At 51.9% G+C, this 19,415-nt stretch carries 16 protein-coding genes; 5 read left to right on the top strand and 11 right to left on the bottom strand.

From position 1 onward, the window contains the following. Window positions 1–237 precede the first annotated feature (237 nt). The 3 genes from AC4PS7_RS10525 to AC4PS7_RS10515 all read left to right on the top strand — a co-directional run bounded on the left by AC4PS7_RS10525 (window position 238) and on the right by AC4PS7_RS10515 (window position 3,718). Window positions 238–1,863 carry a methyl-accepting chemotaxis protein gene (locus AC4PS7_RS10525; protein WP_021490892.1) on the top strand — a complete coding sequence of 542 codons (1,626 nt, stop codon included), beginning with the start codon at window positions 238–240 and terminating at the stop codon, window positions 1,861–1,863. Between the two features lie 52 nt (window positions 1,864–1,915). Next, window positions 1,916–2,800: a DMT family transporter gene (locus AC4PS7_RS10520; protein ID WP_256454555.1), complete on the top strand. Its 885-nt coding sequence runs from the start codon at window positions 1,916–1,918 to the stop codon at window positions 2,798–2,800. A 171-nt stretch (window positions 2,801–2,971) separates the two neighbouring features. Then, window positions 2,972–3,718: a class I SAM-dependent methyltransferase gene (locus AC4PS7_RS10515; protein WP_197079260.1), complete on the top strand. Its 747-nt coding sequence runs from the start codon at window positions 2,972–2,974 to the stop codon at window positions 3,716–3,718. 95 nt (window positions 3,719–3,813) lie between these two features. On the opposite strand, the gene AC4PS7_RS10510 is transcribed toward AC4PS7_RS10515, so the two are convergent. The 5 genes from AC4PS7_RS10510 to AC4PS7_RS10490 all read right to left on the bottom strand — a co-directional run bounded on the left by AC4PS7_RS10510 (window position 3,814) and on the right by AC4PS7_RS10490 (window position 8,982). Beyond that, on the bottom strand, window positions 3,814–5,391 hold the full coding sequence (locus AC4PS7_RS10510) for an FAD-dependent oxidoreductase (RefSeq protein ID WP_021490895.1): 1,578 nt from the start codon (window positions 5,389–5,391) through the stop codon (window positions 3,814–3,816). Beyond that, window positions 5,381–6,664, bottom strand: a complete 1,284-nt coding sequence (locus AC4PS7_RS10505) for an NAD-dependent epimerase/dehydratase family protein (protein WP_492179397.1) — start codon at window positions 6,662–6,664, stop codon at window positions 5,381–5,383. The genes AC4PS7_RS10510 and AC4PS7_RS10505 overlap by 11 nt, the downstream gene beginning before the upstream one ends. A gap of 2 nt (window positions 6,665–6,666) precedes the next feature. After that, window positions 6,667–7,074, bottom strand: a complete 408-nt coding sequence (locus AC4PS7_RS10500) for a GtrA family protein (protein ID WP_021490897.1) — start codon at window positions 7,072–7,074, stop codon at window positions 6,667–6,669. Beyond that, entirely contained in the window at window positions 7,071–7,826 is a 756-nt protein-coding gene (locus tag AC4PS7_RS10495; protein ID WP_021490898.1) for a methyltransferase domain-containing protein, read from the bottom strand. Before AC4PS7_RS10495 ends, AC4PS7_RS10500 begins: the two co-directional genes overlap by 4 nt. Before the next feature lie 166 nt (window positions 7,827–7,992). Then, window positions 7,993–8,982 carry a glycosyltransferase family 2 protein gene (locus AC4PS7_RS10490; RefSeq protein WP_021490899.1) on the bottom strand — a complete coding sequence of 330 codons (990 nt, stop codon included), beginning with the start codon at window positions 8,980–8,982 and terminating at the stop codon, window positions 7,993–7,995. A gap of 249 nt (window positions 8,983–9,231) precedes the next feature. Between AC4PS7_RS10490 and AC4PS7_RS10485 the strand changes: the two genes are divergently transcribed. Together AC4PS7_RS10485 and AC4PS7_RS10480 are read left to right on the top strand one after the other, a co-directional pair. Next, the gene (locus AC4PS7_RS10485) at window positions 9,232–10,740 is read left to right on the top strand and encodes an MBOAT family O-acyltransferase (protein WP_144080539.1); all 1,509 of its coding nucleotides are present in this window, start codon (window positions 9,232–9,234) and stop codon (window positions 10,738–10,740) included. A 9-nt stretch (window positions 10,741–10,749) separates the two neighbouring features. After that, window positions 10,750–11,925 (top strand): alginate O-acetyltransferase AlgX-related protein, encoded by a 1,176-nt coding sequence (locus AC4PS7_RS10480; RefSeq protein WP_021490901.1) that lies wholly within the window; start codon window positions 10,750–10,752, stop codon window positions 11,923–11,925. Window positions 11,926–12,030: 105 nt separating this feature from the next. Here the strand turns inward: AC4PS7_RS10480 and cysC are convergent, their stop codons facing one another. The 6 genes from cysC to AC4PS7_RS10450 all read right to left on the bottom strand — a co-directional run bounded on the left by cysC (window position 12,031) and on the right by AC4PS7_RS10450 (window position 19,400). Beyond that, the gene (cysC, locus tag AC4PS7_RS10475; RefSeq protein ID WP_021490902.1) at window positions 12,031–12,624 is read right to left on the bottom strand and encodes an adenylyl-sulfate kinase; all 594 of its coding nucleotides are present in this window, start codon (window positions 12,622–12,624) and stop codon (window positions 12,031–12,033) included. A 20-nt stretch (window positions 12,625–12,644) separates the two neighbouring features. After that, a complete protein-coding gene (locus AC4PS7_RS10470) occupies window positions 12,645–14,015 on the bottom strand; it encodes an ABC transporter ATP-binding protein (RefSeq protein WP_187517047.1) in 1,371 nt (456 codons plus the stop codon). Continuing rightward, window positions 14,005–14,844: an ABC transporter permease gene (locus AC4PS7_RS10465; protein WP_031290417.1), complete on the bottom strand. Its 840-nt coding sequence runs from the start codon at window positions 14,842–14,844 to the stop codon at window positions 14,005–14,007. Before AC4PS7_RS10465 ends, AC4PS7_RS10470 begins: the two co-directional genes overlap by 11 nt. A 163-nt stretch (window positions 14,845–15,007) precedes the next feature. Then, a complete protein-coding gene (locus AC4PS7_RS10460; RefSeq protein ID WP_031290418.1) occupies window positions 15,008–16,456 on the bottom strand; it encodes a hypothetical protein in 1,449 nt (482 codons plus the stop codon). A 29-nt stretch (window positions 16,457–16,485) separates the two neighbouring features. Continuing rightward, entirely contained in the window at window positions 16,486–17,754 is a 1,269-nt protein-coding gene (locus tag AC4PS7_RS10455; protein WP_021490906.1) for a hypothetical protein, read from the bottom strand. Continuing rightward, complete coding sequence (locus AC4PS7_RS10450; protein ID WP_492179396.1) at window positions 17,751–19,400, bottom strand: glycosyltransferase; 1,650 nt, start codon at window positions 19,398–19,400, stop codon at window positions 17,751–17,753. The genes AC4PS7_RS10455 and AC4PS7_RS10450 overlap by 4 nt, the downstream gene beginning before the upstream one ends. Window positions 19,401–19,415 lie beyond the last annotated feature (15 nt).

Here is a 19,415-nt window from a genome sequence, read left to right as displayed (position 1 = left end):
ACCCCGAAGTCTCTTCGCGTTTTACTCACACCCCTGCAATGGCGGGACCTGACAGGTTGATGCTGGAAAACCGCGCGCAACGCCGGGCGCGATTACCGCGCAGTGCTGTGGATCCAACTAAGGGAAACCCTGATTACCACGGTGATAGCACTTTGATATATAGCGCGCCCTCTCCCACCCTAACAAGGTCCGAAGACCGATCCGGGAACAGGTTCTAATCGCCCAAGGAGCATTGAGATGTCATTGAGGAACATGAGGATCGGTCTGCGTGCCAGTCTGAGTTTTGGGGTTTTGGCCAGCTTGCTGGTGATTGTAGGAATGTTTGGCCTTGGTCAGATGGCCAAGTTGCGGCAAAGCGCGCTGGTCATTGAAGCATCGTGGATGCCCAGCATCGAGAACATCCACGACAGCGCGGCCATTGTCGCCAGCATCCGCCTGGAGGCATTGCGCCTGGCGACCACCGACGAATCGCGGATCCGCGACAACAGCAAAGCCCTGATCACCCGCCAGCACACCGAGCTGCAAACCCTGCTCGACCATCACAAAACCCTGCTCAGCGGCGATGAAGAGCGCGAAATGCTCACGCAGCTCGAAGGTAATGCGAACGCTTACCTGAGCCTTGTCAGACAAATCGTTGCCCTGGTAGACAAGGACCAGCAACAAGACGCCATCGACCTGCTCAACAGCCGCCTCGCGCCACAGGGTGTGATCCTCAACAAAAGCCTGACGGACATGATTACCTTCAACCAGAGCGGTGTGCAAACCGCTGTGGATTCAGCCGCACAGACCTATTCCAGCGCGCAGTGGATCGTCGGCTCGATCATTGTGCTCGCGCTGACCGCCACCTTACTGCTGGCGTGGCTGCTGACCCGCAGCATCACCGCCCCCCTCGACCAGGCGCTGATTGTGGCACGCACCATTGCCAGCGGCGACTTGAGCCAGCCGATCGCCGTCAGTGGCAAGGACGAACCCGCCCAATTGCTGACAGCCTTGGCCACCATGCAGGCGCAGTTGCAAGGCACCCTCCGCGGCATCAGTGAGTCGGCGCAGCAACTGGGTTGCGCTGCCGAAGAGATGAGTTCGGTGATGGAACAAAGCACCCGTGACCTGCAAGCGCAGAACGACGAGATCGAACAGGCTGCCACCGCCGTGACCGAAATGAGCGCAGCGGTGGACGAAGTGGCCGGCAATGCGGTGTCCAGCGCCGAGGCATCCCAGGCCTCCGACGAGGACAGCAAGCACGGCCACTATCAGATCAGCGAAACCATCAGGTCGATCCAGAACCTGGTGGACGAAGTACTCGGCGCTTCGAATAAGGCCGAAAGCCTCGCCGTGCAGGCCCAAGACATCAGCAAAGTGCTGGAAGTGATCCGTGGCATCGCCGGGCAGACCAACCTGCTGGCGCTGAACGCCGCCATCGAAGCCGCCCGCGCCGGCGAGGCCGGGCGTGGCTTTGCGGTGGTGGCCGATGAAGTGCGCTCCCTGGCGCAGCGCACCCAGGACTCCACCGAAGAAATCGAGCAGATGATTACCGGTATCCAGCAGGGCACCCAAGGCACCGTCGAAGCCCTGAACAGCAGCGCCGAACAGGCCGGCCACACCCTGCAACGCGCCAACAGCGCAGGCAGCGCCCTGGAGAAAATTACCGCGGCCATCTCGCAGATCAGCCAGCGCAACCTGGTAATCGCCAGCGCCGCCGAGCAGCAGGCGCTGGTGGCACGCGATGTGGACCGCAGCCTGGTTAACATCCGCGACCTGTCCACCCAGACCGCTGCCGGCGCCACCCAGACGTCAGCGGCCAGCCAGGAACTGTCGCGCCTGGCAGTGGACCTGAATGGGCTGGTGGCGCGGTTTGTCCTGTAATCAGTAAAGGGGGCGTGTAACACTCGCCGCCTTATTGATGTAGGAGCATTCCGTGAGACCTGTCGACACCTTGTACTTGCTGGGGCTCGCCGCCATCTGGGGCGCGAGTTTCCTGTTTATGCGCATCATTGCGCCCGAGATCGGCACGGTGCCGACGGCGTTTTTCCGCGTATCGATCGCCGCCGCCGGGTTGCTAGTGATTTTGGCGATGATGCGGGTAAGCTGGGATTTTCAAGGCAAGTTCAGGACTGTGTTGCTATTGGGAGTGATCAACTCCGGCATCCCGGCGACCATGTATTCGGTGGCGGCCCAGGTGCTGCCGGCGGGTTACTCGGCGATCTTCAACGCCACCACACCGTTGATGGGCGTGTTGATTGGCGGGCTGTTCTTCAGCGAACGTCTCACACCGTCGAAAATCGCAGGAGTATGTCTGGGACTGTTCGGTGTGGGCGTGCTGACCCGCGCCGGGCCGGTGGCGTTTGACCTGGAATTGCTGACGGGTGCACTGGCCTGTTTGCTCGCGACCACCTGTTACGGCTTTGCCGGGTTCCTGGCGCGGCGCTGGCTGGATCAGCGCGGTGGGCTGGACAGCCGCCTATCAGCCCTGGGCAGCATGCTTGGCGCCACCCTGTTCCTGCTGCCGTTCTTTGCCTACAGCGCCATCAGCCAACCGCCGGCGAGCTGGGGTGGATGGCAGGTGTGGGGGTCGTTGCTGGGGCTGGGGCTGGTGTGTACGGCGTTTGCCTACATCCTGTACTTCAGGCTGCTGACCTCGATTGGACCGGTTAAGTCGATGACGGTGACGTTTATGATTCCGCCGTTTGGGGTGTTGTGGGGGGCGTTGTTGCTGGGGGAGCCGTTGTCGATGGCGCATGTGTATGGGGGGGTGTTGATTGGGGGGGCGTTGTGGTTGGTGTTGAGGCCGAAAAAACCGTGAGTGGGCCAGTTGGGCATCTTTATGGTTGCCATGGAAACATCGCACGCGAAAAGCTCACGCAAAAAACGAATAAATTCGCGTGTGGTATCCCGTAAAGAGGCGTGTCGTGTACTATCTTGGACGTGTTCAATTTTAAGCCAACTCTCATCGAGTTGCGTACATGGGAGCCATATGGGCTTTTTTGATAACTTCCCACAATTTTATAAAACCAGCCAAACCAGTCCATTCCCACACCGTCTAAACTCTCGGCACCGCGCAATAATGGAACAAAGTGGCCCGCTCATTAAAGGCAAGCGTGTTCTTGATATAGCCAGTCATGACGGACGCTGGTCATTTGCGGCTCTGCAGGCGGGTGCAGCTCATGTAACGGGCATTGAACCCAGGCAAGAACTGATCAACAACGCTATAGATACATTTAACGAGTATGGCATTGAACCCTCGCGCTATGATTTCTTGTGCGGTGATGTATTCGACCATCTCAGCAACAAGAAATTTGATGTCGTGTTTTGCCTGGGGTTTTATTACCACACTGTTCGACATGCCGAATTATTCGACCTGATCGAACGTACCGGGGCAATATTGGTGGTCATTGACACCGAGGTCACTCCTAGAGCCGATGAGTTACCAGAAGTTAAAAATGGTGATCCCCGTGCAGTATTCGCCAATCCGTATGGCGTTCAGCTTTTGCTTGACCCGGTGGATGACCAACAAATGGCCTATTCCGACTCACTGACTCGAAACGGTCAGACCCTCGTCGGACGTCCATCAAGAAGCGCAGTACGCTTCATTGCCAAACACTTCGGATACACGACAAAGACGTTCGACTGGGAAACGTTCATTTCTGAAAACCCAGAAGTTGAAAGTGCAATGGTGGACTATAGCGAAGGCTGGAGAGATACGTTTTACTGTTCAAAGTAAAAGCGTGGATTGAACAAACCGCAAGCGCAGGTAGTGAGTTAATACCCCCTACCTGAGCTTGCTTGACAACACGTAGCGGACAGCCACGCAGGGCTTCAGATCTGCAATCGCCTTGCAACTGAACGCCCTATCCGGTCGGCGTTGGCCATGATTGTCAGCGTGTGGGATTTCTCCGTCAGACTTGGCAGGCAAGCGCCGTCAACCACATGTACCCCCAAGAGCCCCTCTACCTCGCCGAACGCATCCGTCTGCCCACACGTGGGAGTCGGGCGCATCGGAAAAGTGCCTGCATAATGGATATCCGCTCCCGGCTTGCCAACAGTGAAACTCATAGGCATTAAGATCGCGCCCATTTTCCAGTAAATACGACGCAGCTTCGCTTCAGCGGTTTTCATCAGCGCCGGTAATTCCGGCTGCAGCCCCCCCGTAATACTCAGCACGCCGTCATGTCGTAACAGCGCGGTATTAGCAGACAAGTGCCCTGGAAGAAAAATATTTCCCACCAAGCAGGCACTCAGCAGGTTTCGAAGCAGTTCGATGCTGAAACGTTTACTCATGGGGACCCGACTGACAAACTCAGTCATCGGTAACCCAGTTGTACTGAACGTTGAACCAAATGCCGTCGCACCACTTGCCACGTCCAGTGCAAACGATAGTTGTCCAAGCCCAAATGCAGGGCCCCTGGAAGTACCGAGCATTCTCGGCAGCCAAAGCAGAAAAGCTGCTGTTGGCGACGACAGCAGTGGTACTGGGGCGAAATGATTCAGTTGCTTGAGGGCAAGCCTGGTGGTGGCTAACGTTCCGGCTGCCAACAAAAGTCTGGTACAGGAGAAACGATGAGACGTTCGTTGGTCAACGATGCTCCATGATCCATCCTGTTTGTGCAGATCTGTTACCAGGAAGTTTTGAATGTGTCTAAACCCAGGATATTGCTTGAGTTTGGTAAGCTCTTGTGAGGCGCTGTAAAGCGCCTGACTCTGACATTTCCACAAACAGTTACCCGACAGGTCACACGCTTGACGATCCCCGAGCGATTGACTTAATGCAGCCACCCGGGAACGTCCCAGACGAAATCCAAGGCCAGGGAATTCGGAGCGCTTTCGACTATAACGATCAAGCAGCCTTTGATGCAGCCTGTCCAGCGGCAGAGGTGGTTGTGACCAATCATCCAGGCCAAAGTAGGTTGCAAGGTCATCCTCAGCCTGCCCACTGATACCCATTCGGCGAGATACTGTCTCGTAGGATCTTTCGAGCTCCGAATAATCAAAGGGCAAACCCGCGAAATCGCTTTCCGGCAAGCGCGCGACGCCACAGCCCCAAGCGTTTGACAGGCCACCAGTCGCCAATGAGCCGACGCCGATGAAGTTATCGGTCTCAATACGATTGCTGGCACTGAACCCTTGGAAGACATGCGAGTGGGTCGGTGTCTTCAGCTTCGGAGAGACTGCATCCAGCTGGTTCAGTGCGTGAAAATCTTCACCGATCATCCATTTCCACTGGTCCTCGTCAGTTGCCCGACTGGTGAGAAATGAACCTGGGGGGGCAGCGTCAGAACCCGCAGCGCTCTGAGCATCAACCATCAGCACTCTCAGACCGGCCTTAACCAGCGGGAAAGCAGCCGACGTTCCGGCAGGCCCACTGCCTACAATGATCACATCGAATTCAGGCTTCACGCGTTTTTTCTCTTCCAGGCAACAGCAAGTAAGCAAAGGGGCGAGCCAGCAGAGACAGGGGGCGCCACGCCAGTTCTTTAAGAGAAACTACGCCCAGAGATATGAGCGTGGTAAAGAGATTTCGTTGCTGAGAAAGACCTAGAAAGACCAGGAATCCCTCTGAGCTGGCTTCAGCAACGCTGAGTGCAACCTGCAATCGCCAGGACAACTCCTGGCCACCCGGCCCTTTCAGGACACCTTGGTTATCGAGGAGCATCAGCAGAATGGGCCAACGCACCAACAACCGAACATTGATAATCGACTCAGTCTTACCTACATTCGCCAGCGCTTTTGCATACCGCTTTAGCAGACTCGCGGGAGGTTTTTTTTTCAGTAGATAGCTCAATAGCACGAAAGCTTCCTGAAGCACTTGCCGTCGCCTACCATCGCCCGATGAATGCAGGCCGTAAACCAACGGGCGCAGTTTTACGCCAAGCGTTTGCAGAGAGTGGGCACTCTCCATGGGAGGCAAATTGATCAGCGAAAAAATTCGCTCCAAGCCCAGCTTCGCACTCAAGGTTCGCCCGAGAACCAAGGTAAGCAGCCTGAGCAATACGACGGGTATAGGAAGCGGTAAGCGGACTACACGAGTCCTGTATGCGGCAATGGATAAAAGAAAAGAGGTAAAGGAAACAGGCTGCACAGCCCCCAAATTGAAAACCTGGAGACTTAGGTCACCTCGCTCCACAATGGTCAGTATGGAAGCGGCAAGATCGTCAACATGAATGGGTTGGACACAAGGTGCAGGAATAAGGGCAGGAATCAAAGGGGATCGACGGACCAACCCGGCAAGGGTACCGAACAATCCGCGCTCAGGCCCACCATAGACCTGTCCTGGCCGAACAACTGCACCACCCGCCGCCAGCACTTCTTGCTCGATACGCCATTTGGTCAAGCCGTAAACGCTTGAAGCCTCAGCGCTCGCCGTTTGACTGGAGATAAAGACAATTCTGGCCTCCCGTTCATTGGCTTGACTGATCAGCCCACGCGCAGCCGCGACTTCGTCTTCTGCGCGGACCTGGCCACCTGTCGAAGTGTCGGCAGCCAAATGCACAATCACCTGCGTTCCGGCAGGCAACACCGGCGGCGGCGTCAAGAGATCATAAGGAAGCCAGGTAAAGGCTAGGGAACATGGACGGCGCGTAGCACCTATCACTTCATGCCCACGGGATAATGCAAGAGTCGCCAGCCTATCTCCGATATAACCCGACGCACCGGTAATGAGCAACTTCATCGTCATAAGTCCTTAGCGTGATCAACCGGTGACGGTTTTTGTTTACTCGTACGAAATATAAAAAACTTGCTGACCCAGTAAGTCAATGCAACGCATGCTACGTCGGACGCAAATTTCATCAATGCAGGGTTATCGATAAAATAGAGACCCGCAGCAAACAATCCCGACGCAATAGGGATATTAAGAGAGAGCACCGCAAAGTACCTCAGCGCTTGAACCCTACCACTCCCCTCGGTGGACTGAAATGTAAAGTGCCGGTGTAAAAAAAACGAAAATACACCACTCCCCCCTTTGCTTATAACATTCGCCAAAAAAGGCTGATCCTTCAAAGCATAATGCAACAACAGGAACACGCCCATATCCAACGCATAAGCAAATACCTGAATAACGCCATAACGAATTAAAATCAAACCATCCTCCGCATAACCACTACATGATGGAGCGCAAAAAACTTCCTAACGAGACGAAACAATAGCCCAATCTTTTCAATGAGCGGGATTAACGCCTTTGAAAGCAATTGACGAAAACTGCGCCCCCCGAAAACCAAATAACGGAGGTGGTTATCACCCACTTCTTGGTGAGCAATTTCCAACACTGGAAACTTAAAATCAAACACATGCCTATCACGAACAAGCCCACTATAAGTCAATGCCTGATTGCCACCATTCATCGGCCCAACTGACGACGCTCCCCACGAAGTATAACTCGTATCGAACCCTTCACTTTTGAAAAGCCGTTTGTAAATAAAGGCGCCAAACAGTTTATAGCGGGGCTCAATCAGAATAACGCCACCACCTGGTTTAAGTGCACGATGCGACTCAGTGAATAAAAGTGCCGGATCAGCAAAGTGATGGAAGCAATTTTGTCTGTATAATGCATTCAGCATCCGGTCTAGAGGTACGCCAAAGACCACGTCAGTCGCCAATACCTCAGGGTACGAATTGCGCATCGGCGCAACACCTGCGTCAGACTCAATTTCCAAGCCGGCGACCTTGCAATAGTGATCTACTAACCGGTGAAAGGCGTGATGAAACTCAACAAAGACATCTTTGAGCGCCCACTTGCGCTCAAGCACCCTGCTGTGTAACTGAGGGCGTTCGGGGCCGTCGACATCCAACATCCTGAGTGATGGATCCAACAAGAAATCTCTAAGTCCTTTCATCAACTTTCCCCACAAAAACACAATTTAAGCGGTGCTGAAAAATCGACCTTACCTTGGTCAATCATTTATACTCGCAGATCACTTTCATCCCATTCGCCTTTCCTAAATAAAACCTTCCACTGTAGGTCTCATAAAAAACCCAATAACTGCAACAGTGCTATCCTGCCTATTGCTGACTCAACGACTTATGCTTTCTTCTAAGAATCTGAAAAGGTCTGGTTGGAGCAGAAGATATATCGTGACCAATAAACGCAAGCAAGAGTTGAATACCAATAATCACAGGCAATGCCGACAACATAACTGTACCTGCCGGGGTAGGCACATTCGTACGTAGCGACTCCGCCCAGTGGCCGATACCGAACATAGAACCTGCCACGAGCAATACAATGCCCAAGGGTAGCTCAATCGACGCCAACGACATGCCCCTCAGGTAGTAGTTATAGAAAATACGCTTAAATAAGTTCCTTGTGTGCTTGAGCATAAACTCACCAATCACCTTTGAAACTTTCAGATTACTGACTTCATCCTCATACTTGGCGTCCATCGGAATGTCAACAACCACCCCTCCGAGGGTATTAAGCCGAAACAAAATGTCCGTTTCGAAGAAATAACGCTGACTGATCTTATCTAGCGGCAAGTGCTTCGCGATCTCGCAGTGGATCGCGGTATAGCCGTTGGTGGGATCAAAAAGATTCCAATAACCGGAGGATAGTTTTGTCATAAACGACAAGATCGCATTTCCAAAAAGCCGAACTTTCGGCATTTCGGAAATTTTTTCCAAGTCGAAGAAGCGATTTCCCTTCGTGTAATCGGCATGCCCCGCAATAATAGGTGAAACAAAGTCGATTATCAGGCTCGGATCCATCTGACCATCACCGTCAATTTTCACGATAATGTCCATCTCGTCCGCAATAGCTGCCTTGTAACCCGTCATGACCGCTCCACCCACCCCAAGATTGATAGGGTTGCGTAGAATCGTCACGCGCTGATCTGTACAATGCTCAACTACATAATCCCCTGAGTTTTCGGGGCAACAATCGTCCACGACATATATTTTAGACACCTCTGGCCCAATCTGGCGGAGAACATCTAATATATGTTTTTTCACCTTATAGCAGGGGATCAGAACTGCTATTTTGGTAGGCTGATCAGTCACGCGAGCACTCCCTCTCTCTCAATGCAAAAAATTGCGCAAATCTTAGCACGTTCGCGCCCAGCAAAAAACACACGATTCGACACCAAAAGTCCGTCCCACAAAACACAGCATGCGAATGACAGCGTGAGATATGCCCGCTCCACTCCCTGGATACTTTAAGCATCGCGTTGAGCCCGCAGCGCACAGCTCGCTGGCCACCTACTTACCAACTGCAAGATCGCCTGGGTAGCATTCTAAAGATAGGGGCACTTGAAATCTTATGAATGCACGAAATTTTGTGATAAATTCACACGAAAAACCACTCATGGAAGCTTCAGCAAAATGGTGTTCAGCTCTATTGTCTTCATCTTCTACTTTCTTCCTGTTTTTTTATTGCTCTACTATTTGACAGGAGCGAGAAACGCTACTCTATTGACAGCCAGTGCCATTTTTTATGTATGGGGAGAAGGACTTTACCTGTTTCTTCTGGCTGCACTGTTGCTAATGAACTTTTGGGCAGGCAAACAAATAGCCGATACCCACGGAAAAACCAGGACCTGGCTACTCGCCCTCTCTGTCTCCGCCAACGTGATCGTTCTTGGTTTCTTCAAATATAGCCAGTTCATTGTAGACACCCTTTCCAGTATTGTCGGCTTTCAGTCGCCGCATTTGGGTATCCATCTGCCGCTGGGGATATCATTTTTCATATTCCAGCTAATTTCTTACCTTGTAGAAGTTCACAGAAAGACAATTGCTCCTGAAAACAGCCTGGTCCGACTCTCAACGTACGTCATGATGTTTCCTCATTTGGTGGCGGGTCCAATTGTCCGGTATACCGACATTGAAGGGGAGCTTCGCAGCAGAACGGTCGGGGCCACAATGTTCGGCCTAGGTGTTCAGTACTTTATTGTTGGGCTTTGTCAGAAGGTAATGATTGCAAACTCGGTCGCTCCCGCAGCCGACCACCTATTCAGCCTCGCGCCGGCAGATGTGACGTCCGTGACAGCTTGGATAGGAACACTTGCCTACACCCTGCAAATTTACTTCGACTTTTGCGGATATTCGAACATGGCCATTGGTCTTGCTTTTATGCTTGGCTTCCGGTTTCCGAAAAACTTCGATTATCCTTACTCATCCAAATCGATCACCGAGTTTTGGCGCCGCTGGCATATGTCTCTTTCTTTCTGGTTCCGGGATTACATCTACATCCCACTCGGCGGGAGCAGAGGTGGTGAGTATTCAACCATTCGAAACTTATTGATTGTTTTTTTCGTCACCGGTCTCTGGCACGGCGCGGCATGGACATTTGTATTCTGGGGGATGTTTCACGGGCTATTTGTCGTTCTCGAAAGGCTTTTCTTGAAGCGGGTTCTCGACGTCTCTCCCGCCCTACTTGCACGCTGCTACACCTTGATCGTTGTGATGATCGGATGGGTATATTTCAGGGCAAACAGTTTTGATCAGGCATGGGTCATCATAAAGGCGTTGGCTGGCTTTGGTGCTCAAGCACCTGCTTGGCAACCCTATATGATTTGGATGACGCCAGAAACCGTCTTGGCGTTAATAGTGGGAACAATCCTGTCCTTCCCCGTCGTGCCATGGCTTTCCAGGCGATTAAAACTTCCCGCCGTCAGCGGCTCTACCGAGCCTGGCATGCACGGACGCGATGCCCAAGATGTTCATGTGCTCCCAGCCCTTATTTTGATTACCGGTTTCGTGTGTTGCGTATTTCTGCTGGCAAGCAATTCCCTTAACCCTTTCCTTTACTTTCGGTTCTAAGGCGCCGCTATGAAAAGCACTTCTAATCGTGACGTCTTGCCTTCCAACCCGATGACTCAGGCCTCTTATTGGCGAGCGTTGATTGTTGGAATATTATTGGTCATTTCAGCCTTCCACCTTTTTCCCCTGTTAAAACTGCATAAGCCCAGCATTGCAGAAAACAGGGTACTCACGGTCGCCCCAGAACTTCCAAAAAGCCTAAACGACTGGTCCGCCCTGCCGGCAAAGCTTGACGCCTATGTCATGGACAATTTTCCACTGCGTGACTTCTTAATTTCCGGTCTTAATTTTTTCAGGTACACGCTTGGTTACTCTGGCACAAGCAGAATAATCGTAGGTCAGCACGGATGGCTGTTTTATGACGATGGTACTCACCTTTCTATTATGTCAGGCGGCCTGATATTGGATAACACAAGCATTAATAACTGGGTAAAAGGCTTCCAGCAACGCGTAGAGTACTTAAAACGTAAAGGCACGAAGTTCTACTTTATGGTTGCCCCCGTCAAGGAAGATATCTACCCCGAACACCGACCTGAATGGATGCCGGTCAACCGAACGACAACTGAAATTGACAAGATCATTAGTGCAACTAAAGCCGCAGGGTATGACCAGATCGTCGACCCACGCGAAGCGATTCTGAGTGAGAAAAACAACCAAAAACTCTATGATGAGTACGACACTCATTGGACAGGACTGGGTGCCTATATTGGGTACAAAGAACTGATGACACGCATGGCCCAGGACTTCCCCGAAATGGCGCCCTTGCCCCTATCCGCTTTTACACCCCTGAATCTCCCAAGCTCAGAGCAACCGAGAGACTTATCCTTGATGTTGGGTATAGCGGATTTCGTGCCACATGATCGCGTAACATTTGCAGGGGCACTTACCCATGACCCCGACAAAACGACATTCTTGAGCGATAACCACAGCTGGGTAGCACCACAAATACTTCACACCGATGCAAAGACGGGAAAAACACTCCTTTTACTCCGTGATTCATTTACCACGGAGCTTCTTCCTTTCCTTAAAACGCACTTCGAGACGATAGTAATGGCCCACTTGCAAGACGGCTTCTTTCGCACCGATCTCATCGAGAAATACAAACCCGACGCTGTGGCAATCGTCATAATCGAAACAGGAACACGCCACACCATGAGTCCAATGCCAGATCTGGATAACAACTGAATCGTGGCACTCAGCGGCACGGCCTCGCAAAGGAAGAGGACAGTGTCGCTGATCGACAGACTCAGACACTCGCGACACACATCAGGCTCTAAAGTCCATCACCGGTTATGACAGATTTCGCCGCTGCAGATACTCCATCACCATCGCTACGGCTGTGGGCACATCAGTCTCAAGGGTATTCAGTCGAATATCCGGTGTAAGGGGAGCTTCATAAGCCGAATCAATACCGGTGAATTTTTTAATCAAACCTTTACGCGCTTTGCTATACAAACCTTTAGGATCCCGGCGCTCACATTCAGACAAAGGCGCATCAATGAACACCTCAATAAACGCCCCAGCGCCAATAATTTCACGCGCAAGAGCACGATCCCGCTCAAACGGCGAAATAAACGAGGTGATCACGATAAGACCCGCATCGATAAATAGCCGAGACACTTCTGCCACTCGCCGGATATTTTCTTCACGATCAGCGTCACTGAACCCCAGGTCACGGCACAACCCCATGCGGACATTGTCGCCGTCAATCAAGTAGGTGTGCCTATTACGCTGCACCAAGGCAACTTCAAGTGCGTTGGCAATCGTCGATTTTCCCGAACCACTCAAGCCCGTCAACCATAACGTGAAAGGCTTCTGCCCCTTTGCAATCGCTCTTTGTTCGGGATCAACAGCCGACACTTGATAGACCACATTACTGCTCATCACGAATTATCCACTGCAGGTTATTGATCAAGTCGATCGATTTCATTTTTGCTGGATATCAAAACGTCCGGGACACACTTAAAATCAATGATACCGGTCGCCAACAGATCTGGGCCCGGCAGTACTCGGAACAAGCAAGCATCCAAGAGACGGTGAAGGTAGGTCTCCCCCCCATTCGTCACCCCCAGAACACCAGCGTTGAGAAAATAGGTCCCCGCGTTCAGGTTGCACTCGAACGCGAACTCAATCCGAATCGATGCTCCGGGCTCAACATAACTAATAGCATCCTGGGCATGCAAGGCTGTTGCCGCGCCGCCAAGTTCAACCCCAGCCAAGGTTTTGATCATCATGCCGAACCGAACTGCAGTTGCGGCAACCGAAAACCCAACCTCGTATGTGTAACGATACGTGCGCCCGCGCTTTATACAGTTAACTGGCTCGCCTGCCATGTTAATGATCTGCGGAGTTCGAATCAGCGCACCATGTGACTCGTAGGACATTTCACTTTGCGACTTCAAATGAGGATCGAAAAACTCATCCAATTCATCCGGTGCTTTTCTTGAAGCGGTGCCTGACTGCGAGGCAGCGACACCTGCAGCCGAAGTCCCCTCCCCAACACTAACTGACGCGCGAATCGCGTCAACCTTATCACTGGGCGCATACAGTAGTTTCTGATACTTCCCTATTACATTTTTTGGCAAGCCTTCTGTGAGTTTGTCACCGTTATCCAAGAGAATAGCTCGATCACAAAGCTCAACAATTGCGCTCCCCGAATGCGAGACGAACAAAATCGTAGCACCCGCCGCCTTGATGGCTTCGATGCGTGCAAAACACTTTCTCTGAAACAACTCATCGCCAACGGATAACGCCTCGTCAACAATCAGAATTTGCGGGTCTACATTGATTGCCACGGCAAACGCAAGGCGAACCATCATCCCACTGGAGTAACTTTTTACAGGTTGATCTATAAAGCTGCCGATTTCTGCGAACGCTTCAATCTCAGAAAAACGTGCGTCGGTTTCATCTCTCGACAGCCCCAGTATTGCAGCGTTCATATAGACGTTTTCACGCCCGCTGAAGTCTGGATTGAAGCCAGAACCTAACTCCAACAGTGCGGCGACGCGCCCAGTAGTCAGGACCGATCCAGCACTTGGCGTTAAGGTGCCGCAGATAATTTGCAAGAGTGTAGACTTGCCACTGCCATTGCGCCCTATCACCCCTACTGTTTCGCCCTTATTTACAACAAACGATACATTGCGCAGCGCCCAAAACTCTCGAAAATACTGCTTTCTCTTCCCATTGAAAAACTGTAAAAAACGATCACGGGGAGCATCGTAGATATGGAAGCACTTACTCACTCCTTTTACTTCGATCGCAATATCAGAGCACATCGGAAAATCCTTTTCGCATTTTCTGAAACCACGCAAAGCCCGCCCATAATACAGCCAGCGCCACGAGCGAATAGTTCAATAACCCTTTAAAGTCAGGCAGCTTTCCCCAGATTAAAACATCGCGTGCCTGCTCGATGATAAAGGTCAATGGGTTAGCCATGATTAACGGTTGAAATTCAGCCGGTAAATTTTTTACAGGAAAGAACACCGGAGCAAGAAACATCATAACTGTCGTAATAATAGTTACGGTCTGCCCCACATCACGCAAGAAGACCCCGAGGGACGCAAGAAACCAAGCGAGTCCGAGAGCCAGTAATAAAAGCGGCAACAATATGAGAGGCAGCAACAGTGCGTGCCAATGAGGTATATCGACCAGCACCGTATAAGCGATCACCCAGACAGCCAAACTAACCAAAGCATGAAACAGGGCTGCACACGCAGAAACAACAGGTAACACCTCAAGAGGAAACACAACTTTCTTTACATAGTTGACGTTACCGATAATCAAACCCGGTGCCCGATTAAGAATCTCCGCAAACAGCCCATATACGATCATGCCGACAAAGAGCACGACTGCAAACATAGCTTTGCTTTCTTCAGCCCCGCTGTCGGCTACACCCCATCTGGACTTGAAGACGACCGAAAAAACAAAGGTGTAAACCGCAAGCATCAAAAGGGGATTGAGGAACGACCACCCCAACCCTAGAAACGAGCCCTTATACCGCCCAATCACCTCACGCTTTGTCATACGCACAATTAATTGACGGTTCCACCAAAGACTCTTCAACAAAGCCAACAATGAAGTGGGCTGAGGCGCATGAGGATTCATGAAACCGTCCCTATAATCGCTCTCGGGCGGGCGTTAGAGTACAAAAGCTCACCCAACAACCACTGCTCATTATAGAGATATGCCGCTGCAAATAACGCCATAATCGCCTTAACTGATTTCATTATTAATCACCTTCAAAAACTGCCTCTGACTTGAGACACACTCAACCTGAAACAGCCTTCTTTTTTCCAGCGCCTAGCAACAGCATTACACCAAGTACCATAATCAAGGGGATCGCTCCAAACAGATACCTGAAATCGGATGCCAACGTTGTTGGAAGAAAAGCCCCATAAAATACTAGCGTCGCAAAAGCAATAACGCCTCCCATTGCCTTAAACGGCTTGGGCAGAGTCACAAGCGCCCCTATGACAGCCAAGGCAACGAGTGCGAACAGCCAGAAAGCGTGATAATAAATAGGCCAGTTAAAAAATCGGGTGGCAAAATCATAGACTTTTTGACTACGACTGTTGGTACCCGTTTTGATACCGACCGACTCAAGATAGGCCTTATTACCCTCAACACCCACATGCACCGGTAGCGTTCCCTCAATGCCTCGAAGCCCCAGTAATGTGGCATAAGCCGTTACTTTATGCTGAATATAGGCGGTCGGGTTTTGCTTGATCATTTCCCACCAGGCATGCGACAGCGCCGCTCCAGGCATTCCTGCCATCCACTCACCGACAACGGGATTCATGCTCAGATAATCAATTCTGCCGGGGCTGTAGGCAGATTGGACGGCTGCATATTGTTCAGCGTTGATCGGCGTCGCAAACTCGCTGTAGGGCCGCGTGGAGTCACTGATGATACCGGCAATGTCATATTGCATGATGCCGCGAAAACCCACAGAACTTGCGCGATCATCCGCCCCTTTAATACTTGAATTGACTTGCTGCTGGAACCCGACGACCGTAATAAAGAAAAGGACGAATACAACGAGTGCACTCTGAATTTTCTTACTTGGCATGAAGGACCACGATGCCAAAATGGGTACTAACAAGAGTATGGGGGCCATGAACATACCGTGTTGACGGGTATGGTATCCGGCAGCAAGCAAGAGTATTGATAGGGCAATACAAACAGAACGACGGAAGAATGAGCCTACACCTGCTGCAACCGCAAACGCGCAGGCGGCCGTTAGGCACGAGGCAAACAGTACGTCCTTCCAGACAATCCCAACATAAATAAAGACTATAGGGTTAAGTATCAACAATAAGGCAAGCGCTACACGCCATGTAGCAATCCTGGATACCCCTTGGTTTGCCCGCACTTGCAGCAGCGTCATTGCAACAACCGCAAACGCCCCATAGAGCAATACAGCGTTGATCAACACGATCATCGATGTGCCAATCTCTCCACCTCCAAGCCAGCGCAGCAACGCCGACATGAAAGGCGGATTCCAGCTCAATGACTGCCCAATGCTGGCCTCATAAAGCTGAATGCTCGTGTCCATTGAAATCTGGCCTGGCACATGTAGAGCGATGGCCGCACAGGCCAGCATAAACGTGATCAGAATGACCAGACGACTCGCGCGGCCTGAATCCATCGACACAAGTGCAGTCCATCTTGTTTCAGCACTGGCACTTGCCTGCTGTCCAACATCCGCTACTGGCATTGCATAAAGTCCTGTTCAAGCAATCAGAGTCATCGCGAAATGCGCTTGACGATACCCGGCACACCTTCCGTGCGAAGCACTTCCCACGCACGCTTGGCCAACAACACTCCGTGACGAGGGTCGTCCAGTACTTGGCCCAAATGCTCACGCACACGGCTGGAACTGAAGACAACCGGTACCCCACCTGCTTGATAACCCGGCGTCAACGCAGACGTCACCCGAAGCATCTCCGCTGCAGAAGTGGCTGGATCAAAAAGTGCCGGGAACTCCACACGCCCCTGGGATTCCCACCACGCGAGGTAACCGCCGCCTTCGGTTGCAAAAGGATCAGGAAAGGTTTGCTGCAGGTCCAGTCGCTCTCGATAAATGAGGCGTGCAGCCTTGGGAATAGCAGTACCGTCTGCAAAACGAGAGAACGCCCACGGCACTTGGCTTAAAGGATCCTTGCCCAGGTCAGCAATAGTCTCCGTATACCATTTGATCAACGCATGCGCCGTTGGCTGGTTAGCTGCGTTTTTCCACGCCATGGTCCGATGCGCACCACTGTCAAACCCTGTGAAGTGATAGAAGCCGAGAGGCTGTCCATCCACCATGACGTTATCCGGTAATTCACCTGTAATTTGTCGAGTTGTAATGTTCCACGGGGCGACGTTCAGACGCGAAGTTCGCAGGATGCATACACCCTCGAAAAAAGCCGGTACCAGATCGATCCAACGCTGATCAGTAAACAAGCCGTTGTGAATTTCAGCGCGGCAGAAATAATAAAGACGGTCTGACCACCATCTCGCGAACTGTTTACCTATTTCCGTTGGCGCAACGGCAAGGAAGCCCAGGTTATAAATGCCGTGTTTCAGGCTGGAGATCTCGTTATCCATGATGGCGGCTAACGTTGGCTCTGGAGTGACCTGGTGAGGCGTCAGAGCGATATTTGAATGCTGGATAGCTTCCAGCACATCATGCAGAGGTGAAAAAAGTACAGTATCTGGATCAAGGTAGATGACCCCGGCACAATCTGGACGATCAAGCAGTCGTGCCAGGAGGAACGGCTTGATGGCTGTCGACAACTCTACGATCGTGTGACAAAACGCCCAGCCATTTGCATTCGGAATATCCAGGCTGCTGATCGGGTGAATTTCATCAAACGGCTCTGCGGAAAGATCCAGACCGGCGGGCACTTCATCCGACAGAGCCAAATGCACGACCCAATCAGGATGGAATTTTTTGATCGACTCTACCAATGCTCGAACTTTCGGAATGTAGTTACAGGCGGCACTGGTGTAAACGTGTATTTTTTTCAAGAAATGACCTTAATACTTAAAGGGTGAAGAGAACGCTCAAAAGCCAGGATATCCTCAAGCAAGCTTGGGCCATCCTGCCGCGTCGCGATATAGCCGGTTTCAAGACTGCGAACCAGGTCAGCTTGAGCCCCCAGGTCCAGGCAGATCAGCGGTAGCTTCATCGACAGTATTTCATGCGCGACAAATGAGAATGTTTCAGGGCAAATTGAAGGCAGAAAAGCCATGCTGATGCCATGCTTTTCAACGATTTTGGGTAAATCGTCTTGTGCATAGGGGCCTGTTTCTTTCACCACTTCCGGGTGGCATGGCGCGTCGACACTTCCCACGACGACGATTCGCACCGGCGCGCCCACTTGATGAATCGCCGCCGCCAGATCTTGCAGGATGCCTGCGCCCTTGTGGTGGGAGATCGAACCTATTACTCCAATCGTCAGATACTTTCGCGGCGGCGCGGGGACGCTAACTTCGCGAAGGGGCTCCACATAATGAGGAAAGAGCTTCGCGCGTCCCCCGATCCCCGGGTAGGCACGCTCAAGTAACGTACAAGAAGATTGTGAAAAGCAGCGAATTTCGTCGGCCGCATCCAGCAGCTCTCCCCACATTTCACGCCAACGTACGATCGAGCGCTCCCCCGTTAGGGAGACGAATCCGTCCGGATGATTGCTCAAACAGGCATTGCAGCGCGACACAGACGGTATGCCGCAATATTGCCCACCATCGTCGAGCAGGAAATGCGAAGGGCAAACAAGGAAGTACTCATGTATGGCCACGATCAGGCTGGCATTGGTCCGTTGCTTCAACGCCAGCATGAACGTTCTAAGGCTTTGCGGATGCGGAAAAGATACGGCGCAGTTGAAAAACACTTGCTTAAGATCCATGCGCACCAGCACCTCGACAAAGCTGTCCAAGCTGGGCAATTGGCATGAATAGGTTCCGCTGCGGTCTCGTACTTCCACAAAAGTCTGCATGGAAGAAACGCGAAAACTAAGCAATATCACGGTATCGCCCGAGGATCGCCAATCAGTAACCACGCGCTCGCGAAACAGATTGGCTCCGCCTCCCATCGAATGATCGATCACCAGGCGGCATGGGCGGTTTTTCAGACGTGCCGCGAGAGCAGTCTCGTCAGAGTTCACCAGCGTAGGGTTTCGCCCACGATATCGAAGGCACTTTCTGACCAGCGTCTTGATACTTCCTCGACGCAGATAGGCCCAGGCTCGCTTAGCGAGATACAGACTCTGCGACACTTCAGTACTTTGCACTGCGTCGTGTGCTGGCAAAGCAAGCTCATGACGAGCTATCACGCCAGCGCGCATTTCAAAAACGAGTTCACACCTTTCGGGCGCTTCAGCTCCCCACCCGGCGATTACCATATAACCAGAGTTGGCCGCCTGGGCATTACCAGGGAACGCTGCGGCAACGTCTTCCCGCGACCGGCCCAAAGATACTGCAACGCGCTCAAGCCGCCCACCCGCAAAATGCATATGAAGGTAGGCCTGAACAATTACATGTTCATGATCCAGAGCCCATCCGAATCCGAACAGGCCATTGGGATGGCGTACGAGATGGTCTGTCTGACAGATTAACGTTGTCGATAGTACTTCTTGGGTGCTGCCATACTGCAGGCTGGGATCAACTACATCCATGTATATCGGTTCCAC

The organism is Pseudomonas sp. DW-iso3, assembly GCF_058725305.1.
Note: the sequence above shows the minus strand (reverse complement) of the source record. Positions and strands in the feature narration are given on the sequence as shown.